At 70.7% G+C, this 22,336-nt stretch carries 17 protein-coding genes; 6 read left to right on the top strand and 11 right to left on the bottom strand.

Annotated elements, in window-relative coordinates; translation table 11 throughout:
* The first annotated feature begins 58 nt into the window (after window positions 1–58).
* Together ABZ374_RS10585 and ABZ374_RS10580 are read left to right on the top strand one after the other, a co-directional pair.
* Entirely contained in the window at window positions 59–2,380 is a 2,322-nt protein-coding gene (locus ABZ374_RS10585) for a glycoside hydrolase family 18 chitinase (RefSeq protein ID WP_360309154.1), read from the top strand.
* 211 nt (window positions 2,381–2,591) lie between these two features.
* A complete protein-coding gene (locus ABZ374_RS10580; protein WP_360309152.1) occupies window positions 2,592–3,053 on the top strand; it encodes a MarR family transcriptional regulator in 462 nt (153 codons plus the stop codon).
* A 25-nt stretch (window positions 3,054–3,078) separates the two neighbouring features.
* Here ABZ374_RS10580 and ABZ374_RS10575 read toward each other — a convergent pair whose 3' ends face one another.
* From ABZ374_RS10575 to ABZ374_RS10565, 3 genes are all read right to left on the bottom strand, one after another.
* Window positions 3,079–4,602: a long-chain fatty acid--CoA ligase gene (locus ABZ374_RS10575; protein ID WP_360309150.1), complete on the bottom strand. Its 1,524-nt coding sequence runs from the start codon at window positions 4,600–4,602 to the stop codon at window positions 3,079–3,081.
* A gap of 230 nt (window positions 4,603–4,832) precedes the next feature.
* Entirely contained in the window at window positions 4,833–5,480 is a 648-nt protein-coding gene (locus ABZ374_RS10570; RefSeq protein WP_360309148.1) for an extracellular solute-binding protein, read from the bottom strand.
* Between the two features lie 195 nt (window positions 5,481–5,675).
* Window positions 5,676–8,255 carry an alpha-L-rhamnosidase C-terminal domain-containing protein gene (locus tag ABZ374_RS10565; protein ID WP_360309146.1) on the bottom strand — a complete coding sequence of 860 codons (2,580 nt, stop codon included), beginning with the start codon at window positions 8,253–8,255 and terminating at the stop codon, window positions 5,676–5,678.
* A gap of 164 nt (window positions 8,256–8,419) precedes the next feature.
* Here ABZ374_RS10565 and ABZ374_RS10560 point away from each other — a divergent pair, with 164 nt between their 5' ends.
* Window positions 8,420–9,136, top strand: coding sequence for a TetR/AcrR family transcriptional regulator (locus tag ABZ374_RS10560; RefSeq protein ID WP_360309144.1), 717 nt, complete (start codon window positions 8,420–8,422; stop codon window positions 9,134–9,136).
* Window positions 9,137–9,509: 373 nt separating this feature from the next.
* Here the strand turns inward: ABZ374_RS10560 and ABZ374_RS10555 are convergent, their stop codons facing one another.
* The 7 genes from ABZ374_RS10555 to ABZ374_RS10525 form a co-directional block, all read right to left on the bottom strand.
* A complete protein-coding gene (locus tag ABZ374_RS10555; protein ID WP_360309142.1) occupies window positions 9,510–9,989 on the bottom strand; it encodes a VOC family protein in 480 nt (159 codons plus the stop codon).
* A 113-nt stretch (window positions 9,990–10,102) separates the two neighbouring features.
* The gene (locus ABZ374_RS10550) at window positions 10,103–10,876 is read right to left on the bottom strand and encodes a copper homeostasis protein CutC (RefSeq protein WP_360309140.1); all 774 of its coding nucleotides are present in this window, start codon (window positions 10,874–10,876) and stop codon (window positions 10,103–10,105) included.
* A gap of 50 nt (window positions 10,877–10,926) precedes the next feature.
* On the bottom strand, window positions 10,927–11,967 hold the full coding sequence (locus tag ABZ374_RS10545) for an asparaginase (protein ID WP_360309138.1): 1,041 nt from the start codon (window positions 11,965–11,967) through the stop codon (window positions 10,927–10,929).
* 41 nt (window positions 11,968–12,008) lie between these two features.
* On the bottom strand, window positions 12,009–12,872 hold the full coding sequence (locus tag ABZ374_RS10540) for an amino acid ABC transporter permease (protein ID WP_360309136.1): 864 nt from the start codon (window positions 12,870–12,872) through the stop codon (window positions 12,009–12,011).
* On the bottom strand, window positions 12,869–13,513 hold the full coding sequence (locus ABZ374_RS10535; RefSeq protein WP_355543293.1) for an amino acid ABC transporter permease: 645 nt from the start codon (window positions 13,511–13,513) through the stop codon (window positions 12,869–12,871). Before ABZ374_RS10535 ends, ABZ374_RS10540 begins: the two co-directional genes overlap by 4 nt.
* Before the next feature lie 107 nt (window positions 13,514–13,620).
* A complete protein-coding gene (locus ABZ374_RS10530; protein ID WP_360309135.1) occupies window positions 13,621–14,586 on the bottom strand; it encodes a glutamate ABC transporter substrate-binding protein in 966 nt (321 codons plus the stop codon).
* A gap of 85 nt (window positions 14,587–14,671) precedes the next feature.
* Window positions 14,672–15,439, bottom strand: a complete 768-nt coding sequence (locus tag ABZ374_RS10525) for an amino acid ABC transporter ATP-binding protein (protein ID WP_360309133.1) — start codon at window positions 15,437–15,439, stop codon at window positions 14,672–14,674.
* Between the two features lie 148 nt (window positions 15,440–15,587).
* Between ABZ374_RS10525 and ABZ374_RS10520 the strand changes: the two genes are divergently transcribed.
* A complete protein-coding gene (locus tag ABZ374_RS10520) occupies window positions 15,588–16,742 on the top strand; it encodes an ROK family protein (RefSeq protein WP_360309131.1) in 1,155 nt (384 codons plus the stop codon).
* Between the two features lie 28 nt (window positions 16,743–16,770).
* Here the strand turns inward: ABZ374_RS10520 and dnaE are convergent, their stop codons facing one another.
* A complete protein-coding gene (gene dnaE / locus ABZ374_RS10515) occupies window positions 16,771–20,367 on the bottom strand; it encodes a DNA polymerase III subunit alpha (RefSeq protein WP_360309129.1) in 3,597 nt (1,198 codons plus the stop codon).
* A 147-nt stretch (window positions 20,368–20,514) separates the two neighbouring features.
* Here dnaE and ABZ374_RS10510 point away from each other — a divergent pair, with 147 nt between their 5' ends.
* Both ABZ374_RS10510 and ABZ374_RS10505 read left to right on the top strand, forming a co-directional pair.
* On the top strand, window positions 20,515–21,492 hold the full coding sequence (locus tag ABZ374_RS10510; protein ID WP_360309127.1) for a LysR family transcriptional regulator: 978 nt from the start codon (window positions 20,515–20,517) through the stop codon (window positions 21,490–21,492).
* 216 nt (window positions 21,493–21,708) lie between these two features.
* A complete protein-coding gene (locus tag ABZ374_RS10505) occupies window positions 21,709–22,296 on the top strand; it encodes a response regulator transcription factor (protein ID WP_360309125.1) in 588 nt (195 codons plus the stop codon).
* Window positions 22,297–22,336 lie beyond the last annotated feature (40 nt).

Here is a 22,336-nt window from a genome sequence, read left to right as displayed (position 1 = left end):
ACATCCCGGCTCATTGTGGGGCGCAGGTTCTCCATCGGATCCCAATCCAGGAGCACCCATGGCCATCGGAACCGTGAGGCGCACCAAACGCACCGAACCAGGCAAGAGATTCATTGCGATCTGTGCCGCCCTGTTACTCCCGCTCGCCGCGATGGTCGGCCTCTCGGCCGCGCCCGCGCAGGCTGCCGCGGGCGCGACCGCAACGTTCGCCAAGACCTCCGACTGGGGCAGCGGCTTCCAGGCGGAATGGACGATCAAGAACACCGGTACCACCGCGATCACGAGTTGGACCGTCGAATGGGACTTCCCCACCGGCACCAACCTGGGTTCGTACTGGGACGCGCTCATCACCAAGTCCGGAACGCACATCACCGCGAAGAACCGTGAGTACAACGGCTCGCTCGCACCCGGGGCCAGTGCCAAGTTCGGCCTCCTCGGTTCCGGACCCGGCAGTCCGAGCAACTGCAAGGTCAACGGCGGTCCCTGTGACGGCGCACCGCCGGTGGACAACCCGCCGAGCGCACCGGGAACACCCACCGCCACGGCGACCACCGTCGACTCGATCTCGCTGAGTTGGCCGGCCGCCACCGACGACAAGGGCGTTCAGAACTACGACGTCTACCGGGGCAGCACGGTGGTCGGCACGGCCACCGGCACCGCGTACACCGACACCGGCCTGACCGCCGACACCGCATACACGTACAAGATCGTCGCCCGCGACACGATCGGCCAGACCGGGCCCGCGAGTTCGACGGCCACCCTGCGCACCAGGCCGACGGGCGGCACCGACAACCCACCGACGGCGCCGGGCACACCCCAGGCGAGCGCGGTCACCGACACCTCGCTGACGCTCAACTGGGCGGCGGCGACCGACGATCAGGGCGTCAAGAACTACGACGTCTACCGAGGCGCGACCAAACTCGCGACCGTGACCGGCACCACCTACGGGGACACCGGCCTGACGGCGAACACCACGTACACCTACACGGTGGTCGCCCGGGACACCATCGACCAGACCGGCCCGGCCAGTGCGCCGCTGACGGTCAAGACCACCGGCGGAGGCACCCCCGGCAACGACTACGCGCGGGTGGGCTATTTCGTGCAGTGGGGCATCTACGGCCGCGCCTACACGATGAAGTCGCTGGACACCTCCGGGGCGGCGGCCAAGCTGACGCACCTCAACTACGCCTTCTCCAACATCGATCCCACCAACCTGACCTGCCTCAACGGCGTCACCAGGGCCACCACTCCGGGACCGCAGGACCCCAACCAGGGTGACGGCGCGGGCGATTCGTGGGCCGACTACGAACGCTCGGTCGGTGCGGGCGAGTCCGTCAACGGAACCGCCGACACCTGGAACCAGCCGTTGGCCGGAAGCTACAACCAGCTTCTGCAACTCAAGGCCAAGTACCCGAAGTTGAAGACGCTGATCTCGATCGGCGGCTGGACGTACAGCAGGTACTTCTCGGACGCGGCCAAGACCGACGCGTCGCGGCAGAAGTTCGTGAAGTCCTGCGTGGACATGTACATCAAGGGCAACCTGCCGGTGACCAACGGACGCGGCGGCACCGGTGTCGCGGCGGGTGTCTTCGACGGGTTCGACATCGACTGGGAATGGCCCGGCTCCGAGGGTCACGCCGGCAACCACATCTCGACCGACGACAAGAACAACCTGACCCTGCTGATGGCCGAGTTCCGCAAGCAGATGGAAGCGCTGACCACGACCACCGGCAAGCACTACCTGCTCACCGCGTTCACCCCGGCGGACCCGGGCAAGATCGATGCGGGCTGGGACATCAGCACGCGGGACGGCACGCCCAGCGTGTTCGACTACATGGACTTCGCCAACGTCCAGGGCTACGACTTCCACGGCTCCGGCAGTGACAACAGTTGGGAACCCAACCGCACCGGCGACCAGGGCAACCTGTACGTCGACGCGGGGGACCCGTACCCGACCAAGTTCAGCGTGGAATCGACCGTCCAGTACTACCTGGACCAAGGCGTCGACCCACGCAAACTGGTGCTCGGGCTCGCGTTCTACGGACGTGGCTGGCAACAGGTCACGGACGGCGGGGCGCACGGCGAATGGCAGGCCGCCAACGGCGCCGCACCGGGCCAGTTCCCGGAGGAGTCCGGTACCAGGGGCTACGCCAACCTGATCGCGTCGGTACCGAACCTGACCGTCTACCACGACGAACAGTCGGTCTCGACCTACGGCTACACCGGCAACAACGGCCAATGGTGGACCTTCGACGACGCGTGGTCCATCGGTAAGAAGACGGCCTGGCTCCGCACCAAGAACCTCCTGGGCGCGATGCTCTGGGAGATGAGCGGGGACACCGGAGTGCTGATGACCGCGGTCGACAACGGGCTCAAGTAGCCCACCGGATCGGAAGGTCGGGAGTGCGGTGAGTGGCCGCCTCCCGACCTTCCTCATGCCCGGCCGCATGCCCAACCGCATGCGCGGCCGTCGTCGGTGACGGGGAGTGGCGGTGCCGGGCGCGCCCACTCCGGTAAATAGTAGCCATGTACATAGTCGTCATGTACTGTATTCATCAGTCGAGCAGCACCGAGAATCCTGAGGAGCAGTCATGACCGGCACCGCAACCGCCCCCACCCCCGTCCCCGCCAACGCCCGGGTCATCGCCCTGACGCACTACGCCGGACGGGCCCTCCTGGAAAGAGTGTTGGCCCGCCACGGCGCCACGTTCCACCAGAGCGTGACGCTCCGGGTCGTCGCGGTCGCGGGTGGGAGCATCGGCCGTGACGAGCTGGTCGCCGACGTCGTCGGTTCGCTGAAAGCCGACGAATCGCTCGTGCACGACGTGATCGGGGAACTGACGGCCGCCGAACTGTTGGAGGCGGACCCGGCGCAGGCGTCCCGGCTGCGACTGACCGACGCCGGGCGGGAGTTGTACGAGAACAGCGCCGCCGAGACCGCCCCGATCTCGGCCCGACTGTACGCCGACATCCCGGCCGAGGACCTGGCGGTCACGGGCCGGGTGCTGGCCCTGATCACCGAGCGGGCGAACGCCGCGTTGGCCGGCGCCTGAGGCCCCGTCCGTTGCGTTTCACCCGTCAAACCCCGCCGCCGCCCTCGCCCGTCGCCTCGTCGCGCAGGGCCCGCTTCAGGATCTTGCCGGTGGGCCCCAGCGGCAGTGCGTCGAGCGTGCGGATCACCCTCGGATACTTGTGCCGACCGAGGTGTTCACGCGCCCAGTCGATCAACTCCTCCGGTGTCGGGGCCCGGGTACCGGCCGGGGCGGGGCGCAGGACGACCGCGGCATGCACCTCCTCGCCGAGCGCCTCGTGCGCCGCGCCGTACACCGCGACCTGGGCGATCGCCGGGTGCCGGGCCAGGACTTCCTCGACCTCGCGGGGGTAGACGTTGTAGCCGCCGCGGATGACCAGGTCCTTCTTCCGGTCGACGATGGCAAGGAAACCGTCCTCGTCGACGACGCCGAGGTCGCCGGTCCGGAACCAGCCGTCCACGATCGCGGCGGCGGTGGCGGCCGGGTCGTCCAGGTAGCCGGCGAAGACGTTGTGGCCGCGGACCACGACCTCGCCGACCGTCCCCGTCGGCAGCAGGTCTATGCGTTCGTCCACGTCGGCGGCGGCGACGGCCACCTCCACACCGCGGATCGCATGCCCGACCGTGCCGGGTCGGCGGCCGAGCAGTCGTTGGTTGAAGGTCGCGGCCGGGGACGTCTCGGTCAGCCCGTATCCCTCGAACACGTGCGTGCCGAACGCCGCCTCGAACCGCTCCAGCACGGCGACCGGCAGGGCGGCGCCGCCGGATACCGCCAACCGCAGGCTCGGCATGGTTCGTTCGCCGGCCGCCTCGGTGAGCGCGTGGAACATGGTCGGCACACCCATGAAGACACTCACCCCCTCGCGGACGATCACGTCGACGGCGCCGGCCGCGTCGAAGCGCGGCATCAGTACGAGCGTGGCCCCGGCGCGCAGCGCGGCGTTCATCGCGCAGGTCTGGCCGTAGCTGTGGAACAGCGGCAGACAGCCCAACACCACGTCCCCCGGGCCGAGTTCGTGCAGGTCCTGGGCGCAGACGGTGGCGTTGAGCACGAGGTTCAGGTGGGTCAACCGGGCGCCCTTGGGGCGACCCGTGGTGCCGCTCGTGTACAGGATGGCCGCGATGTCGTCGGCCGTGGTCGGGTGGGCGGTGGTCAGCGGCTCGCCGCGGTGCTCGTGGTCGGCGCCCAGCGCCGCGATGCCGGCCGCGTCGGCGGCGGCCAGCGCGGTCGGCCACAACGCGCCGCCGCTGATCACGAGCACGGATCCGCTGTGTCGCAGGATGAATTCGACCTCCTCCGCGACCAACAGCGCGTGGATCGGTACGACCGAGGCACCGGCCGCGATGACCGCGTAGTACACGCGCGGGAACAGCGCGATGTTCGGCAACATGATCGCGACCCGATCACCCGGCTCGACGCCACGCTCGCGCAATGCCGCGGCGTAGCGCAGGACATCGGCCCACAACTGCCGGTAGCCGACCCGGATTTCGCCTTCGACGACGGCGACGCGGTCCGGGTGGCGCAGTGCGGAATCGCTCAAGAGGGCGGCCACACCGAGTTGTTGCTGCACAGGGCACTCCAGGGGTATGCGGCGGCGCCGGGCGCCGGACGGGGTTGCCGACCCGAACCGCCCCCGGCCGCACGAGGGCGCGGGGCGCGGGTCGTGCGGCCGGGACGGCGGGAGGGACAAGGCGGGAAGGAGGCTGGAGGGAGAACGTGCGATGGTGGAAGGAGCCGGAGCCGGGGAGCCGGAACCACGACCGACGACCGCGATCCGAGACCACGACCGGATGCCCCGGGCTACTTGCGCCTGTACTCCTTGTCCATGTTTGCGAGCACCGAGTTCACCGACGCCCGCCCCGTGAGCAGTTCCTGCACGCCGGCGAAGTGCGCCTGCTGGACCTGGGTGTTCGGCCAGTGCTGATCCGGCCACGGGCTCGTGTTGCCCTGGGCCGGCGCCTGCACGACGACGGCCTGCACGGGCGAGGGGGTGTACTCCACACCGGTCAGCAGCGGCGGCACATCCGCCGTCCTGGCGTAGGCGCTCATCACCTCGGGGCGGGCGAGGAAGTCCAGGAACCTGATCGCCGCGGCCTTGTGGCCGCTCCTCGCATGGACCGCCAGGCCGCTGCTCGGCGCGACCGGCACCCGGTTCTCCGCGACCACATCGGACGCGGGCAGCGGGAACGAGGCGATCTTCGTACCCGGCGCGGCCTTGGCCACCGAGTTCGCCGCCGACGTGGTCATCACGAAGCCGACCGACTTGCCCGCCAGGAACTGTCCGCTCGCCGCGGTCAGGCTGGTGCCGCCGGGGTCCGCGTCGAAGCATCCCCGGTCCTGCATCTCCCGGTACTTGGTGAACGCGCTCGCCCAGCCCGAGCCGGCGAAGGTCGCCTGACCGGCCGCCATTCTCGCGTCGAAGTCGGGCTGCGGGGTCCCGGGTCGCACTGATGCCGTCCCAGTCGGTCAGCGACAGGCTCGCGCCGCGCAGTGCCGGTACGACCGGGACCGCGAGGTGGACCGCGGCGGCGGGTACGACGAACCACCACGGCACGCGGCCGTTGCGGGGTCGGCGCGGCGGGGGTGTGCGGGTCGGGGCCGGCCGCACGACCGGTCTCGACGTGGTGTGCGGGGTGACGGTGGTCATGGTCGACCTCGATTCGTGCCCTGGCCGCGGGGTGCGACCGGCGCGGCGTCGACGAGGGCGCCCCCGGCGAGGGCGTCCAGGGCGGTGTCGAACGTGCCCGCGGGGTGGTCGGCGACGCTGCCGTCCGGGGCCACGAGCGTGACCGGCACCGGGGATTCGACGTGGACACGATTGCCGTCGACGTGCACGTGGACCAGCCCGTGCGGGGTGGGCACCGCGCCCCTGGCCCAGCTCAGGTCGCCGAGCCGGGGGGCCACGCGGACCGTGGCATAGCCGGGCTCGGCGGGGGTGACGCCCAGCGTGTACACGAGCAGATCGCGGCTGGGTGTGGCGGACCAGCCGTGGCAGTAGGTGCCGCCCTCCCAGGTCTCCCGCCACGCGGTGGGCCCGGTGGCCAGCAGCCGTGCCCAGTCGCGGTACAGCCCGGTGAGCGCGTCCGCGGCGCCCAGCCGGGCCAGTGCGTCGTGCACGACGTAGCGGAAGAAGGGCTGGGCGCCCACGACTTGCCGGTGCACGTCCCAGGTGACCGAGGGCGGGGAGAAGCGCTCGATCCGGTGGCCGGTCGGCGCGCCGTCCGCATCGCCGCCGTGCGCGGCGACCGGCGCCAGGGTGAACATGGCGTCCCGGGCGAGTAGGAACTCCCGTACCCGTTGTGTGCGTTCGGCCGGGACCAGGCCGGCGCAGACCGCGGCGGCGGTGGTGTGCTCGCTCATCGCGGGCTGTACCACGTCGTGGACCGCGTGGTCGCGGTAGCCGCCCCGCCGGGCATCCCAGAACACCTCGAAGCCCGCGCGCACCACGTCGTGCAGGCCGCGTGCCCACGCGGCCCGACCGGCGTCGCCGAGCCAGTGGGCCATCTCTGCGAAGTCGCCCAGGGCGCGTGCCCACAGCGCGTTCAGTGTTGCGCTGGTGCCCTCGACCTGCACCGGCGACCAGTCGATCAGCACCCATCCGGTCACGTCCCGGACCAGGCCGTCCGGGCCGAGGAAGGCGGTGAACCAGTCGAGCACTGCTTCGGCGGCGGGCATCAGGCGGGCCACCAGGGCGCGGTCGCCGGTGTGCCGGTAGAGGTTGTGCACCGAACGCACCCAGTGCAGCGACCAGTCCGGGATGGTGATCAGGTCCGGATCGCCGGCGTCGCCCGCGACCACCATCGGCAACAGGCCGTCCGCGCGCGGGGTCGCGGTGAGCAGTGGTGCGTGCCGGGCCAGGCTCCAGTCCGGGTTGTTGACCAGGTCGACCGACTGGTGCACGACCGCGTCGCCCGTCCAGGCCCGCTGTTCCCGGCTGGGGCAGTCGATGTAGGCGTCGTGTGCGGTCAGGTCCACGGTGCGCAGGCCCACCCGATGGATTTCCGTCAACAGCGGGTCCGAGCAGGCGAAGTACGGGCCGGCCGGACGCGGGCGCAGTCGTTCGGCGAGGGTCGGGGTGAGCCGGAGCGGGCCGGTGGCGCAGACCACGAGCACGATGTAGCGCCCGCCCGCCGGGTCGCCGAGTTCGAATCGTTCGCCGTCGCCGCCGCGTGTGGTGTATGCGAAGCACGCCGCGCTGGAGAGCGCCGCGGGGGTCGGCGACTCGCTGAGCGCGCCGAACAGCACGGTGCCGGGGGCGGCTTCGACGTCGATGCGCAGCGTGCCGCTGACCATTCGGCCGAGGTCGGCGATGACCAGTCGGCGGCCGGCGGGCAGTGCGAGCGAGGAGACCGCGGACGTCTCGTCCGGGTCGGCCGCGGTGTCGGGCCGGGCCTCGGGGCGGATCTCGCCGAGTGCGTCGGCCAGTGCGGTGTGAATGTCGGCGAAGCCGAGCGGGCCCTGGGGACGCGGGGCCGCGGTCAGCGCCGCGGTGGCGAAGGAGGCGGGTGTGCGGGTGGCCCCGCCCGGTTGCGGCAGCGGGTTGGGCAACAATGCGCCGTACGGCTCGGAGGGTGGCCGGGTGGCGCCCGCGCTGCCCACGTGCGAGGCGGGCAACACCGTTGCGGCAGGCCAGTGTTCGTCGTCGAAGTCGAGGCCGGTCCAGGCCGGGTCGAGCCGCCTGGCGTCCAGGATCTCGGGGATCTGCGGGGAGACCGTGGATTGCGGTGCGCACGGGGTCCAGGCGTCCGACTCCAGGCAGCGCCAGGACGCGTCGGTGGCGATCCAGGTGTCCCCGCCGACGCCGAACTCGGCGACCAGCGCGCCGCCGCCCAGGGTGTACGTGGTCGGGGAGGGTACCCACCATGCGGTGCGGTGGCCGTAGAAGCGCACCAGCACGGCGATCACGTTGCGTCCGGGGCGCAGCGCCGCGGCCGCGTCGCCGTGGTCGTAGTACAGCCGGCGGGTACCGTGTCGGATCGGGCCGCGGGTCAGTTCGACGCCGTTGACGTACAGCACGTGTCGGGAGTCGGAGCTGATCCGAAACGGTGCGTGCTCGGGTATCTCGGTCAACTCGAAGGTGCGCCGGAACAACACGCGGCGGTCGAATCGCTCGGGATCCAGCGATCCGTTCATCGGGTTCTCGTGCGGCGGCTCCCCCACCGCACCGTGTTCGGTCCAGAGCCACTGGCCCTGCCAACGACGGCCCACGAGTGTGTCTTGCATCGTGCGTGTCCTTCCGATTCTCGACCCTCGGCTCCCGGCACCCGATGCGGAACGCCCGGATCCCGAGTGGATCCCGAGCGGCGGGGACCCCCGCTGCCGCTCGGCGGACACACCCTAACTCCGTTTTTTACTAACCACTAGATAAAAATGATAGGATGCTGACTGTGACTGAGAGAACACGCGGAGACGACGAGGATCGTGCGCGGCCGTCCCGAGGAAGCCCCCAGCCCCGCCGCGGCCCGGGGCGCAGTGAGCGCGGCGCGCGACGGCGCGAGGAACTGGTGACCATCGCCGGCGAACTCTTCGCCCGCAGCGGCTTTCGCGGCACCGGCCTGGCCGAGGTCGCGGCCCGCGCCGGGATCACCCAGCCGGCGCTGCTCTACTACTTCGGCAGCAAGGAAGGACTGTTGCAGGCGGTGATCGAGCGACGGGGCGCGCAGAGCATCGAGTTCGCCCAGGAGTCGGTGGCCATCGGCGGCCTGCGGGCGATCCGGGAGTTGCCCGCCTCCGCACACCGCAATCAGCGCGAACCGGGTCTCGCGCGCCTGCTCGCGGTGCTGACCATGGAGAACCTGGACGCGGAGGATCCCGCCCACGAGTACTTCGTCGAGCGCTATCGACGACTGCGCGCGCTGATCGCCCGAATCATCACCGACGCCCAGGCCACCGGCGAGATCCGCGCCGAGATCGACCCGGCGCACAAGGCCGCGGAACTCCTGGCCACGATGGACGGTCTGCAGATGCAATGGCTGCTCGACCCGACGGAGGTCGACCTGGTCACCGCCATCGAGTCCTATGCCCTGACCCTGATCCGCGATCTGGCCGCCGACCCGTCGGTCCACGCGGCGGCCACGACCCGGGACACGACCGACGTCGAATAGTGCACGCGGCGGCCAGCCGGCGCAGCGCCCCCGGCGACTGCGGCCCGGGGCCGCGACCGCCCGGGAGGCGAGTTCGACGAACACCGACACACCCTCAGCCCTGTGCCGAGGTGTGCTCGGCCGGGTACCGGCGCAGCGTCACGACGGCCGCTTCGGCCCGGCGCCGCTCGGGTGGGTCGTCACCGAGCGGGTCCGTGCCGGTCTTCGGCGACGGTACGGAACACCTCGCCGCTGCGCTCGTATCGAGCCCGGGGCGAGGCGCGGTTGCCGAGCCACCCGCAACCTCGCGCCGCGTCGTGTTCGGCGGCGCGCGATCACCGGCTCGTGCCCCGGGGACAGGGGGCACGAGCCGGTCCGCGCAGCCGCGAGGTGGTCACTCGCCGGCGTACGCCCTGCGCAGCGCGGCGATGTCGAGCTTGCCCATCTTGAGCATCGCGGCGGTGGTCCGGGTCGCCTTCTCCGGGTCCGGGTCGCCGATCAGGTCGATCAGCTCGGTCGGCACGACCTGCCAGGACACGCCGTACTTGTCCTTGAGCCACCCGCAGGGCCCCTCCGACCCGCCCTCGGACAGCTTGGCCCAGTAGTAGTCCACCTCGTCCTGATCGGCGCACGGGATCTGGAACGAGATGGCCTCGTCGAAGGTGAACTGCGGGCCGCCGTTGACGCCGACGAAGCGCTGCCCGTTGATCTCGAACTCGACGGCGAGCACGGAGCCCGCCGGACCGGGACCGGCCTCGGTGTAGCGGCCGATCCGGCCCAGCTTGCCGTCCTCGAAGATGGACAGGTAGTGGTTCGCGGCCTCCTCGGCCTGACCGTCGAACCACAGACAGGTGGTGAATCCCTTGCCGGTCATCGTTACCTCCGGTACTCGGTGCGGGGTGACGTACACGAGTACCGACCTGTTTCGCGCGGCAAACTCATCGCGTTCCGGCCGACGGTTTCCCGACGGCCGCCCGCGCCTTCGGGTCAGCGCCTGCGGGCGGCCTCGACCACGTCGCGGATGCCGTCCGCCGAGGTCACCCGGCGGGCGTACTCCGGCTGCCGCAGCGCGCCGCCCATGTAGGGGAGCGGGTTGCGGTGCGTCGCGGTGCTCTCCAGAACCGCACCGGCCGCGAAGTGCACCTCGCGCACGCCGGTGGCGGCCAGCACCCGGTCGATGTTGCGGGCGGTGATGCCGCCGCCCGGCATGATCACGATCCGGCCCGCGGCCTGTTCGACCAGGCGCGCGATCAGCGGTGCGCCCTCCAGCACGCTGCTGTCCTGGCCGGAGGTGAGCACCCGGTCGACACCGAGTTCGATCAGCTGCTCCAGCGCGGCGTGCGGGTCGCGGGTCATGTCGAAGGCGCGGTGGAAGGTGACCGAACGATCGCCGGCCGCGGCCATCAGCTGCTCGATCACCGGCCGGTCCAGGTCGCCGTCCGCGGTCAGCGCGCCGATCACCACGCCGTGCGCGCCGGCCGCCCGGATCGCCTCGACGTCCCGACGCATCGCGGCGACCTCGTACTCGTCGTACACGAAGTCGCCGCCACGCGGACGCACGATGACATGGACCCGGATCGTGTCGACGGCGGCCAGGGTCGTCTCGATCAGGCCGAGGCTGGGCGTGATGCCGCCCTCGAACAGGTCCGCGCACAACTCGACCCGGTGCGCGCCCACCCGTTCGGCGGCAAGCGCGCCGGGGACGTCGTCGATGCAGATCTCGTAGGTCGGGGTGGTGTCGGGGCCGGCGGTGACGATCATGGCGTGTTTCTCCCGGTGAGCGAGGATGAGCGGATGAGCGGAGGGGGACGTCAGGTCGGCATGGCGGTCACCCGGACCTCGCCGACCGGCAGACCGCCGCCCGGCACCGGTACGGACGCCCACTCGTGCGCCGCGGCCGTGTCCACGCCGAGCGTGCGCAACGCGGCCAGCGCGAGCGCGGTGGTCGCGCGCGGGCTGCCGTCGATCACCTTGACCGCGACCGCGTGCCCGGCGGTCGTCGCGGCCACGAACACGCCCTCGGCGCCGCCCTTGACCACGACGCCGGGCAGCAGCCGCATCACCTCGGTGTTGGCCTGCCCGTCCCCGCCGACGTAGCGCGGGTGCTCGCGCATCGCGTCGGCCACCGTGCGCCCGGGACCGTCGGACGAGGTGGCCAGCGCGCGGACGCCGCGGGCCAGCCCGGTCAGGGTCATCGCGAACACCGGCGCGCCGCAGCCGTCCACGGCGGTGTGTACCGTCGATTCGCCCGCCGACTCCTCGATGCCCTCGCGGACCAGCACCTGGAGCGGGTGCGCCGGATCGAGGTAGCCGTCGGTGGGCCACCCGGCCGCGACACACGCGGCCAACATCGCGGCGTGTTTGCCGGAACAGTTCATCCGCTCCCGCGAGTTTGCCTCGCCGCGCCCGATCATCGCCCGGTAGGCCGCCTCGTCCTCCGGCCGACTCGGCGGACACCGCAGCGCGTTGCCGGTCAGGCCGGCCGCCGCGAGGATCTCGCCCACCGCGTGCACGTGGAAGTCCTGCCCGGTATGGCTGCCCGCCGCGATGGCCACATGTGCCCCGACCAACGGCGCACCCGCGCGCAGACAGGCCAGCGCCTGGAACGGCTTGGCCGAAGAGCGGGGTATCACCGGCTCGTTCGGGTCGCCGAGCTCGATCACGGGCCGCCCGTCCGGGGCCAGCGCGACCAGGCTGCCGAAGTGCCGACTCTCCACGAAGCCGGAGCGGACCACCTCGGCCAACTCGGCGTAGCGGGTGCTGGGTTCGGGGCGCACGGTGTCCTCCTGGCGCATCGGGTCCTCCGGGGCGGGGCATTCGCTCGGGTCGCCGAGCACGGGTGGTGCGGTCACGGGTGGTGCGGTCACGGTCGGCGCGGTCGTGCGCGGCCCGCTCACAGCCGGCCGTCCGCGCCCGCGCGAGCCCGCAGCAGGGTCCGCAGGTTGCGGCGGCCGGCGGGGCGGAAGCCCTGCCGGGCCTCCAGCGTGCGGGCCAGCTTGGACAACGACGCGTTGAGCACGATGTAGACGAGCGCGATGATGATGTAGGTCTGGATCAGCAGTCGGTTGTAGCTGGCCAACACCCGGCCGCTGTACAGCAGTTCGGAATAGCTGACGATGAAACCCAGCGAGGTGTCCTTGAGCAGGCCCACCGATTGGCTGACCAGCGACGGCAACAACCGGCGGATCGCCTGCGGCAGCACGATCAGCCGCATGGTCTGCGTGTCGGTCAGGCCGACGGCCAGGCCCGCTTCGCGCTGACCCCGGTCCAGGGACAGGATGCCGGCCCGGAAGATCTCCGCGAACACGGCGGCGGCGGACACCGACAAAGGCAACACCAGTTTCCAGAACAGCGGCAGGTCCACGCCGTAGTGCGGCAGTCCGAACAGGACCAGATAGACCAGCAGCAACACCGGAACGGTACGCATCACCTCGATGTACACGGTGGCCGGCCAACGCAGCGCACGACGCCGGGACAACCGCCCCAGGGCCAGTACGATGCCGCCGGCCACGGACAGCGCGGTGGCGACGGCCGCGGCGCGGATCGTGGCCCACAGGCCCTCCAGCAGATATCGCCACATCGGCCACGTGGTGTAGGGCCGCCACTTGTCCGCGTCGAGTTGGCCGTGGTCGGCGAACCGCCGTACGGCCAGGGCCAACAGCGCGGCCACTGTGACACCGGCCACGATGCCGGCGATGCGCATCCGGCGACGCGCGATCGGGCCGGGCTCGTCGAACAACACTCGGGACGCGCTCATCGCACGATCGCCACCTTCCGCTCGATCACGCCGGTGAGCAGGCCCGCGGCGGCGCAGATGACCATGTAGCCCAGGCCCGCGCCGACGAACACCGGGATCGGCTGCGCCTCCAGCAGGTTGACCCGGTTCGCGGCGGAGGTCAGTTCGACCACGCCCACCGCCGCGGCCAACGAGGTGTTCATGGTCAGCGCGATGAAGATGTTGCCGATCGGCTGGACCACGCCGCGCAGCGCCTGCGGCAGGATCACCAGACGCAGCGACTGGCCGAAAGTCAGTCCCAGGGCCCGGGCCGCCTCGGCCTGGCCGATGGAGACCGTGTTGATCCCGGAGCGCACCGCCTCGGCGATGTAGGCCGCCTCGTACAGCGCGATCACGATCACTGCGGTGGTGAACAGCGGGAAGATCACCCCGACTTCGGGCAGGCCGAAGACGAACAGCACGAGCAGGACCAGCAGCGGGGTGTTCTGGAAGGTCTCCACGTACACGGTGCCCACGCCGCGCAGGGCGGCGACGGGGGAGACCCGCAGGGCGGCCACCACGACGCCGATCAGCAGCGCGCCGGCGAACGACAACGCGGTGAGTTCGAGCGTGGTGGTGATGCCGTCGGTGAAGGCGGAGAGATGTCGCAGCACGACATCCATCGGCGATGGCCTTTCGGGAGAGGGCGGGAAGGGACGCGCGGGTGGGGGCGACTCGGGTCGAGCGCCGGGGCGGGAGGGCGTGGTGTGCGGCCCTCCCGCCCCGGGGATCAGGAGCCGGGCACGCCGCCGATCGCGGGCGGGGTCGGCGGGTTGCCCTCGACGACGGTGCCCAGCGTCTGCTTCCAGACCGACTGCCACGAGCCGTCCTGGCCGATCTTGCGCAGCCAGTCGTTGACGAACGTCTTGAACGCGGCGTCGTCGTGCCCGAGTCCGATGCCGTACGGATCGGCGGTGAACGGCTCGCCGACCACGGTGGTGTCCGGGTTCTGCTTGACGTCCGCGACCAGGAGCGCCTGGTCCTGGACGTAGGCGTCGCCGCGGCCCTGGCGCAGCGCGGTGACGCACTCCGGGTCGCTGCCGAAGGTGACCACCTTCGCGTCGGGGGCGACCTGCTTGATCGCGGCGATGGCGGGCGTGTTGGCGCCGGCGATCACGGTCTTGCCGTTCAGGTCGGCCGGCGTCTTGATGCCGCCCGCGCCCTTCTTGACCAGGATGGCCTGGCCGGACGAGTAGTACGGACCGGCGAAGGCGACCTGTTCGGCCCGCTTGGGGGTGATCGTGTAGGTCTGGAAGACCACGTCGACGGTGCCGTTCTGGAGCAGCGCCTCACGGGTCTCGGTGGCCGAACTGACGATCTTCACCTCGGGCTTGCCGATGATGTACTTGGCGAGCAACCGGCCCATCTCGGCGTCGAACCCGTCCGTCTTGCCGGATATCGGGTTGAGCTGCGACCACAGCGGCGCGTCCTGCGAGCCGCCGACGATCAGATAGCCGCGCGCCTTGATCTTGGCCATCGTGGAGTTGGGCAGGATCGCGCTGTCCGGGGCGACGTCGGCCTTCTTGGCGACGTCCTCGCCGGCCGGCTTGGCGCCGCCGGGCACGTCCGAGGAGGAGCCCCCGGAGCAGGCGGCCAGCGCGGTCAGGGACAGGGCCGCGAGCACCGCCGGGACGGCGGAGCGCAGGCGACGCGGGGTTGCGGCGGCGCGCGGGCGACGCAGGGGGAAGCCGGACATCGGGGCCTTCCTTCGCAGGTGAGGGTGTGGTGGGGACGGGACGAGGGGGTACGGCCCGGTGGGCGCCGGCGAGGTACCCGGGGTGTCAGTGACTGAGCACCTTGGACAGGAAGTCCCGGGCGCGGTCCGTGGTCGGAGCGGTGAAGAAGGTGTCGGGCGTGCCGACCTCGACGATCTGTCCGTCGGCCATGAAGACCACGCGGTCCGCGGCCCGGCGGGCGAAGCCCATCTCGTGCGTGACCACGACCATGGTCATGCCCTCGCGGGCCAGGTCGACCATCACGTCCAGGACCTCGTTGACCATCTCCGGGTCCAGCGCGCTGGTCGGTTCGTCGAAGAGCATCACCTTGGGCTGCATGGCCAGGGCCCGGGCGATCGCGGCACGCTGCTGCTGGCCGCCGGACAGTTGTGCCGGGTAGTGGTCCGCCTTGTCGGCGATGCCCACCCGGTCCAGCAACGCCCGGGCCTGCCGGTCCGCGTCGCTCGCGGACAGGCCCTTGACCCGGGTCGGTCCGAGCGTGACGTTCTGCAGCACGGTCTTGTGCGCGAACAGGTTGAACTGTTGGAAGACCATGCCCACTTCGGTGCGCAGCCGGGCCAATGCCCGACCCTCGGCGGGCAGTTCCTCCCCATCCAGTAGGACCACGCCCGAATCGACGTTTTCCAGCCGGTTCAGACAGCGGCACAGGGTCGATTTGCCCGCGCCGGAGGGGCCGATCAGCACGACCACCTCGCCGGCGGCGACGGTCAGGTCCACGTCGGTCAGCACGCGGACCGCCCCGAACGACTTGTTGATGGCGCGCGCCTCGACCATGGGCGTCAGTACGGCGGAAGAAGGCGACGCGGACTTCATCAACGCTCCATCTTTGTTCGGAATCGAAGTTTCATGTGACAGTAGAAGTTGAATTCGAAGGAAGTCAATGCCTTGCTGGTTATTACGGGGTGTGCTATTCCTGTCACTGCCGTACCGCAGCAGGTGTGCCTCGAACGGGAGTGGGACGTTGGCTGGAAGCGCGGGTGACCTGGTGCGACTGGTGGCCAAGGGGCACGGTCGATCCCGGGCGGAACTCGCCCGAATGAGCGGAATGGCCCCGTCGAGCGTCTCCCTGCGCGTGGAGGAGCTCATCGACGCCGGGCTGTTGCGCGAGGACGGCGAGGGCGCCTCCCGGGGCGGCCGGCGACCCCGGCAGTTGCGCCTGCACGAGAACGCGGGCGTGGTGGTGGCCGTGGACGTGGGCACCCACCACGTCCGGATGGCGGTCCTGGATCTGGGCGGCCGGGTGCTGCTGGAGCGTGAACTCCCCGGCGACATCGCCGAAGGCCCCGAGCGGGTGAGCGAACGGCTGGTCGAGCACCTTCGGATGACGCTCCGTCAGGCATCGGTGGAGCAACTGCCGCTGCTCGGCGTCGGCATCGGCATGCCGGGCCCGGTCGATCCGGGCGCGGCCAAGGTGGTCGCGCCGTCCCGGATGCCCGGCTGGAACGAGTACCCGATCGGCCGCCGGATGAGCGAACTGCTCGGCGTACGCGTGGTGGTGGAGAACGACGCCAACCTGATGGCGGTCGGCGAACACCGCTACGGCTGGCCGGATCGGGACAACCTGATGGCGGTCAAGGCCGGCACCGGGATCGGCTGCGGCATCATCGCGTCCGGGAAGCTGCACCGCGGGCGCGGCGCGGCCGGCGACATCAGCCACGTCCCGGTGCACGTCCCCGAACCGGTCACCTGCTCGTGCGGGCACTCCGACTGCCTGGAGGCGCACGCGAGCGGCGCGGCGCTGCAGCGCACGCTGCGCGCGCAGGGCATCGAGGTCTCCTCGTCGCGCCAACTGGTCGAACTGGTCAACGACGGCGTGCCCGAGGTGACCACGCTGGTCCGCAACGCGGGCCGGCTGGCCGGGCAGGTGCTCACCCCGCTGGTGAACTTCTTCAACCCCGACGTGCTCGTCCTGGGCGGCGGCCTCTCCGCCGCCGAGCCCTTCGTCGCCGCGGTACGCGGCGCGATCTACGAACGCTGCCTGCCGCTGGCCACCCGCGACCTGGAGATCGCCACCGCCGTGACCGGCCGGGACGCGTGCATGCTGGGTGCGGGCGCGCTGGTCCTGGACGAGGTGCTGGCCGGGGACTGGGTGGACGACGCCCTGTCCGCCCGCTGATCCGCGCCGGGTCCGAAGGAGGCGACCCCTACGCGCTGCCCACCCAGGACTCCGCCCCGAAGGTCACCTTGATCTCGGAGGCCAGGGTGCTCGCGTCGACCTTCGCGGCCAGCGCGTAGACGGTGGTCTTGTGCACGCCGCGCACGGTGAGGTGGACCGGGGAGTCGCCCGGGTGGGCGGCGAGGATTCGTTTGAGTTCGGCCACCGACTGCTCGGTGACCCGGTGGGCGGGCAGGGCCAGGCGCACCGGCGGTCGGCCGCCGTGTTCGGCGGAGGACACGTCCAGCACGGTCACCTCCCGACCGAAGACGTTCGGGGTTCCGTCCCGCTCCTCGATCCGGCCGGTGACCGAGACCACGTGGTCCTCGACCAGGGCGGGTCGGACGAGCCGGTAGACGGCGGGGAAGAACAGGACCTCGATGCCGGCGTCCCGGTCCTGGAGGTCGACGATGGCCCACACGTTGCCCTGTTTGGTCGTCTTGAGCTGCACCCCCGTGATCAGTCCGGACAGTCGCACCTCCCCGGAGCCGCGTTCGGAGCCGAGCAGTGCGGCGATCGAGCAGTCCCGCGCGGCGGCGAGGATGTGCTCGGCCCCGTCCAGCGGATGGGCCGAGACGTAGAGCCCGAGCATCTCGCGTTCGGTGGCCAGGAGTTGCCGGCGCGGCCACTCGGCGTCGTCGATCGGGAAGTCCAGGCCGAATGCGGGTTCGTCGCCCTCGCCCGCGCCCGCGTCGGCGAACAGATCGTCCTGGCCGAAGCTCGCCGCCTTCTTCGCCGGGACGAACGCGTCGATGGCCTCCTCGTGCACGGCGGCCAGGCCCTTGCGCGAATGCCCCAGCGAGTCGAACGTGCCGGCCTTGATCAGCGATTCCACGGCCCGTTTGTTCAGGGCGGGCAGGTCCGCCTTGCTCAGGAAGTCGGCGAAGGAGGTGAACCCGCCCCTCCTGCGCCGGGCGTCGACGATCGCCTCGATGACGTTGTCGCCGACGTTGCGCACCGACCGCAGCCCGAACCGCACATCGTCCCCGACGGCGGTGAACTCCGCGACGGACTCGTTGACATCGGGGGGCAGGACCCGTACGTCGTTCTTGCGGGCGTCGGCGAGGTAGACCGCCGCCTTGTCCTTGTCGTCGCCGACGGAGGTGAGCAGTGCGGCCATGTACTCGGCCGGGTGGTTGGCCTTGAGATAGGCGGTCCAATACGAGACCAGGCCGTAGCCGGCGGTGTGCGACTTGTTGAACGCGTAGCCGGAGAACGGGAGCATGACGTCCCACAGGGCCTTGATCGCCTCCTCGCCGAAGCCGTTCCCGCGCATGCCGTCGTGGAACTTGTCCCATTCCGCGGCGAGTACCTCCGGCTTCTTCTTGCCCATCGCGCGGCGCAACAGGTCGGCGCCGCCCAGCGTGTAGCCGGCCAACTCCCGGGCGATGGCCATGATCTGCTCCTGGTAGACGAGCAGATGGAAGGTGTTCCCGAGGATCGGCTCCAGCGCGTCGCGCAGTTCGGGATGGATCGGGGTGATCTCCTGGCGACCGGTCTTGCGATGCGCGTAGTTGGTGTGTGCGTTCGCCGCCATCGGGCCGGGACGGTACAGGGCGTTGACCGCGGCGATGTCCTCGAACCGGGTGGGCTCCATCTGCCGCAGCAGCACCCGCATGCCGCCGCCGTCCAGTTGGAAGACGCCGAACGTGTTGCCCTCGGCCAGCAGTCGATACGTCCGAGCGTCGTCCAGGGGGATCACCACGGTCGAGGCGTTGCCGTCCAGCGGATCGACGGTGGCCAGGTCGATGCCCCGGTTCTCCCGGATGTTCCGGATCGCCTGGTCGATGACGCCCAGGTTGCGCAGACCCAGGAAGTCCATCTTGATCAGGCCCATCGCCTCGCACGAGGGGTAGTCGAACCCGGTGATCCGCACGCCGTCCGAGGCGCGCATGTGCAGCGGGATGCGGTCGGTGAGCCTGGTCTTGGACAGGATCACCGCTGCGGCGTGCACCCCGGTGCCGCGGATCAGGCCCTCGACGCCGCGGGCGGTGTCCAGCACCCGCCGCACGTCCGGCTCCTCGTCGTACATGCGGCGCAGCTCGCCGGCCTCGGCCCAGCGCTCGTGGGCGGCGTCGAAGACGGCGGCCAGCGGGGCCGGTTTGCCGTTGTGGTCCGGCGGCAGGGCCTTGGTGATGCGCTCGCCGTGGGAGTACGGGTAGCCCAGGATGCGCGCCGAGTCCTTGATCGCGTTCTTGGCCTTGATCCGGCCGAACGTGTTCACCATGGCGGTGTACTCGTCGCCGTACTTCTCGGTCACGTAGCGCACCATGCGGTCGCGTTGGCGGTCGTCGAAGTCGAGGTCGACGTCGGGCGGGTTGACGCGCTCCGGGTTGAGGAACCGCTCGAACAGCAACCCGTGTTCCAGCGGGCACAGTTCGGTGATCCGCGTCGCGTAGGCCACGATGGAGCCGGTGGCCGAGCCGCGCCCGGGACCCAGCGGGATCCGGTTCTCCCGGGCGTGCCGGCAGATGTCGGCGACGACGAGGAAGTACGAGCTGAAGCCCATCGGACCGATCACCGACATCTCGGTCTCGAAGCGGTCCAGCACCCGCGCCGGGATCGGATCCCCGTAGCGCATCACCAGCCCCCGGCGAACCTCCCGACGCAGCCAGGACTCCTGGCTCTCGCCGGCGGGCACATCCGGGAAGTGCGGCATCTCGTCGACGTAGTCGAAGACGTCGTGGTATGACTCGACGCGTTCGGCGATCAACAGGGTGTTGTCGCAGGCTTCGGGCAACTCCGCGAACAAGGCGCGCATTTCGGCGGGGGACTTGAGGTAGTAGCCGGAGCCGTCGAAGCGGAACCGCTTGGGGTCGTTCTTGTCCTTGCCGACCCCGATGCACAGCAGGCTGTCGTGCGCGTCGGCCTGGTCCTCGGTGACGTAGTGCGCGTCGTTGGTGGCCAGCAGCGGGAGGTTCAACTCCTTGGCCAGACGCAGCAGTCCCTCGCGCACGTCGCGTTCGATGGCCAGGCCGTGGTCCATCAACTCCAGGAAGTAGTTCTCCGGGCCGAAGATCTCCCGGTACGCCGCGGCGGCGGCCTTCGCCTCGTCGTACTGGTGCAGCCGCAGTCGGGTCTGTACCTCGCCGGACGGGCAGCCGGTGGTGGCGATGATGCCCTCGGATCGCCGCGCGATCGACTCCCGGTCCATCCGGGGCTTGCCGGCCGGGAATTGGCCCTCGTAGCCGGCCTGGGTGCTCAGCCGGAACAGGTTGCGCAGTCCCCGGACGTCGCGCGCCCACATGGTCATGTGCGTGAAGCGACCACCGCCGGAGACGTCCTTGGAGCCCTCGCCGTCGTTGCCGACGGCGCGTCGACCACCGGGTCCCCAGAACTCCTGCTTGCGGGAGAACCGGGACGAGGGCGCCACGTACGCCTCGATGCCGATGATCGGCCGGACGCCGGCGAAGCCCCGCGCGACCCGGGCGAACTCGTAGGCGCCGAACATGTTGCCGTGGTCGCTCATGGCGATCGCGGGCATGCCCAGCCGGGCGACCTCGGCGAACATCGGTCCCAGCTTCTGGGCGCCGTCGAGCATCGAGTATTCGGTGTGATTGTGCAGGTGGACGAAGGAATCCGGCACGATTGAGTCATCTCCGAGGCGGGGAGGAGGCGCGCTTGATCAACCAAGCGTTGACCGGAGACATCAAATCGAGCATGACGTAATGGGATCAAACAACTATCTCGCCCACAATCCACAACGATCGGTTGTGCTTCTAGGATGACGGGCGTGGATATCGCCGCCGTACGCACCTTCGTCGCCGCCGTGGACGCGGGACGGTTCCAGTCGGCCGCGGCCCGACTGTCGATCTCCCAGCAGGCCGTCTCCAAGCGCATCGCCGCGCTGGAGCGGGACCTCGGTGTGCAGTTGTTCGTCCGGACCGCGCGCGGCGCGCAATTGACCATCGACGGGCAGGTGTTCCTGCCGCATGCCCGGACGCTGCTGCATGCCGAGGAGCAGGCCGCCGCGTCGGTGCGGCCGGGCCGGCGCGCGCTGCGGGTCGACGTGGTCGGGCGCCGGCTCGCCCCGGCCGGCCTGGTGCGCGACTTCCACCTCGCGCATCCGGAGATCGGGCTGGACGTGGTGACCCTGCCCGGCGCCGACGCGGCCGTGGACGCGGTACGGTCGGGCCTCATCGACGCGAGCATCCGGGCCGTCACCATGCCCGGTCGGCGGTTGCCCGACGGCGTCGAGGCGACCCCGGTCCTGGACGAGCCGCTGCGGCTGTTCGTCGGCCCCACCCACGAGTTCGCGACCGCCGCGACGGTGGCCACGGCCCGACTCGCCGGGCGCCGGATCTGGATGCCGGGCAACATCCGCGGCACCGAATGGACGGCCTACTACGACGAGTTCGCCGCCGCGTTCGGATTCACCGTGGACACGATCGGCCCCGACTTCGGCATCGAGGTACTCCTGGACACGATCGCCGAATCATCGACGCTGGCGACCTTCCTCACCGACCGCACGCCGCTCGTCTGGCCCGTCGGTCACGACCTGCGGCTCATCCCGCTGTGCGACCCGACCCCCGTCTACCCGCACTCGCTGCTGTGGCGCGCCGACAATCCGCACCCCGGGCTCACCGCCCTGCGCGAACACCTGGTCGCGTCGGCCCCCGAGCACCCCTACGGCCGAACGTGGGCGCCCGGCTGGGCCCGAACCCGCCGCGCCGCCTCGACCCTCCCCCCGGACGCTGATTCCGGCCGGTAGCCACACCCCGTCGGCGGGGTCGGTCGAGGTGCTGCCACGGCGCGATCGAGAGCGGCCCCGAGCGGTCGTGGTTCGACAGGAATCACGGGCGACGGATCCAAACGTCGCACAAACGCATCATTCGATTACAGGTTGTGGTGCAAGTCGTGGGGCGGGGTAGCTATCGAGGTGCTCGACGGGCAACTTCGGGACGTCGGCGTCTATCGGGAGCGAACAATGATCCGCGTTCTCTTGGTGCACGACACGGAACTGATGAGATCGGCGCTGACCGCGCTGCTCGATCGCGAGGAAGACATCGAGGTGGAGGCCGACAGTTGGGACGGCGCACCGAATCGGGCCCGGTGCCAACGTCCGCACGTCTGCGTGGTGGACGTGGACTGTCCCGGATCCGTGCAACTGCCGCGTCGCCCGGTCGATCCGGACTGCGCCCTGCTCGTCCTGGCCACCACGTCCCGGCCGGGCAGCCTGTGTCGGGCAGCCGAGGCCAAGGCCCTGGGCTTCGTGGACAAATGCGCGCGACCTCCGCAGTTACCGAGAGCGATCCGGTTGGTGGCCGCCGGTCGGCGCTATGTGGACGGGTCGCTGGCGCTCGACCTGCTGCGCGCCGCGAGCGCCCCGTTGACCCCGCGCGAGATACGGGTGCTGACGCTCGCCGCCGAGGGGGCGTCGGCTCCGGAGATAGCCCGCGACCTGCGGCTCAGCATCGGCACGGTACGCAACTACATGTCCGCGATCACCCGCAAGACCGGCGCCCGCAACCGGATCGACGCGATCCGGATCTCGCAGGACGCCGGCTGGGTGTAGCACCGGCCCGGTCGGATCCGGGCGACGCGCCGGAGCCCGG

It is taken from the genome of Embleya sp. NPDC005971 (genome assembly GCF_040629175.1).
Taxonomy (GTDB): domain Bacteria; phylum Actinomycetota; class Actinomycetes; order Streptomycetales; family Streptomycetaceae; genus Embleya.
The sequence above is the reverse complement of the archived record's forward strand: the minus strand, read 5'-3'. Positions and strand labels throughout refer to the sequence as shown.

Bases quoted from the DNA above. Each gene is read 5' to 3' on its own strand.
- ABZ374_RS10585 (WP_360309154.1), top strand. From the start codon at position 59: ATGGCCATCGGAACCGTGAGGCGCACCAAACGCACCGAACCAGGCAAG.
- ABZ374_RS10580 (WP_360309152.1), top strand. From the start codon at position 2,592: ATGACCGGCACCGCAACCGCCCCCACCCCCGTCCCCGCCAACGCCCGG.
- ABZ374_RS10565 (WP_360309146.1), bottom strand. From the start codon at position 8,255: ATGCAAGACACACTCGTGGGCCGTCGTTGGCAGGGCCAGTGGCTCTGG.
- ABZ374_RS10555 (WP_360309142.1), bottom strand. From the start codon at position 9,989: ATGACCGGCAAGGGATTCACCACCTGTCTGTGGTTCGACGGTCAGGCC.
- ABZ374_RS10550 (WP_360309140.1), bottom strand. From the start codon at position 10,876: ATGATCGTCACCGCCGGCCCCGACACCACCCCGACCTACGAGATCTGC.
- ABZ374_RS10540 (WP_360309136.1), bottom strand. From the start codon at position 12,872: ATGAGCGCGTCCCGAGTGTTGTTCGACGAGCCCGGCCCGATCGCGCGT.
- ABZ374_RS10535 (WP_355543293.1), bottom strand. From the start codon at position 13,513: ATGGATGTCGTGCTGCGACATCTCTCCGCCTTCACCGACGGCATCACC.
- ABZ374_RS10530 (WP_360309135.1), bottom strand. From the start codon at position 14,586: ATGTCCGGCTTCCCCCTGCGTCGCCCGCGCGCCGCCGCAACCCCGCGT.
- ABZ374_RS10525 (WP_360309133.1), bottom strand. From the start codon at position 15,439: ATGAAGTCCGCGTCGCCTTCTTCCGCCGTACTGACGCCCATGGTCGAG.
- ABZ374_RS10505 (WP_360309125.1), top strand. From the start codon at position 21,709: ATGATCCGCGTTCTCTTGGTGCACGACACGGAACTGATGAGATCGGCG.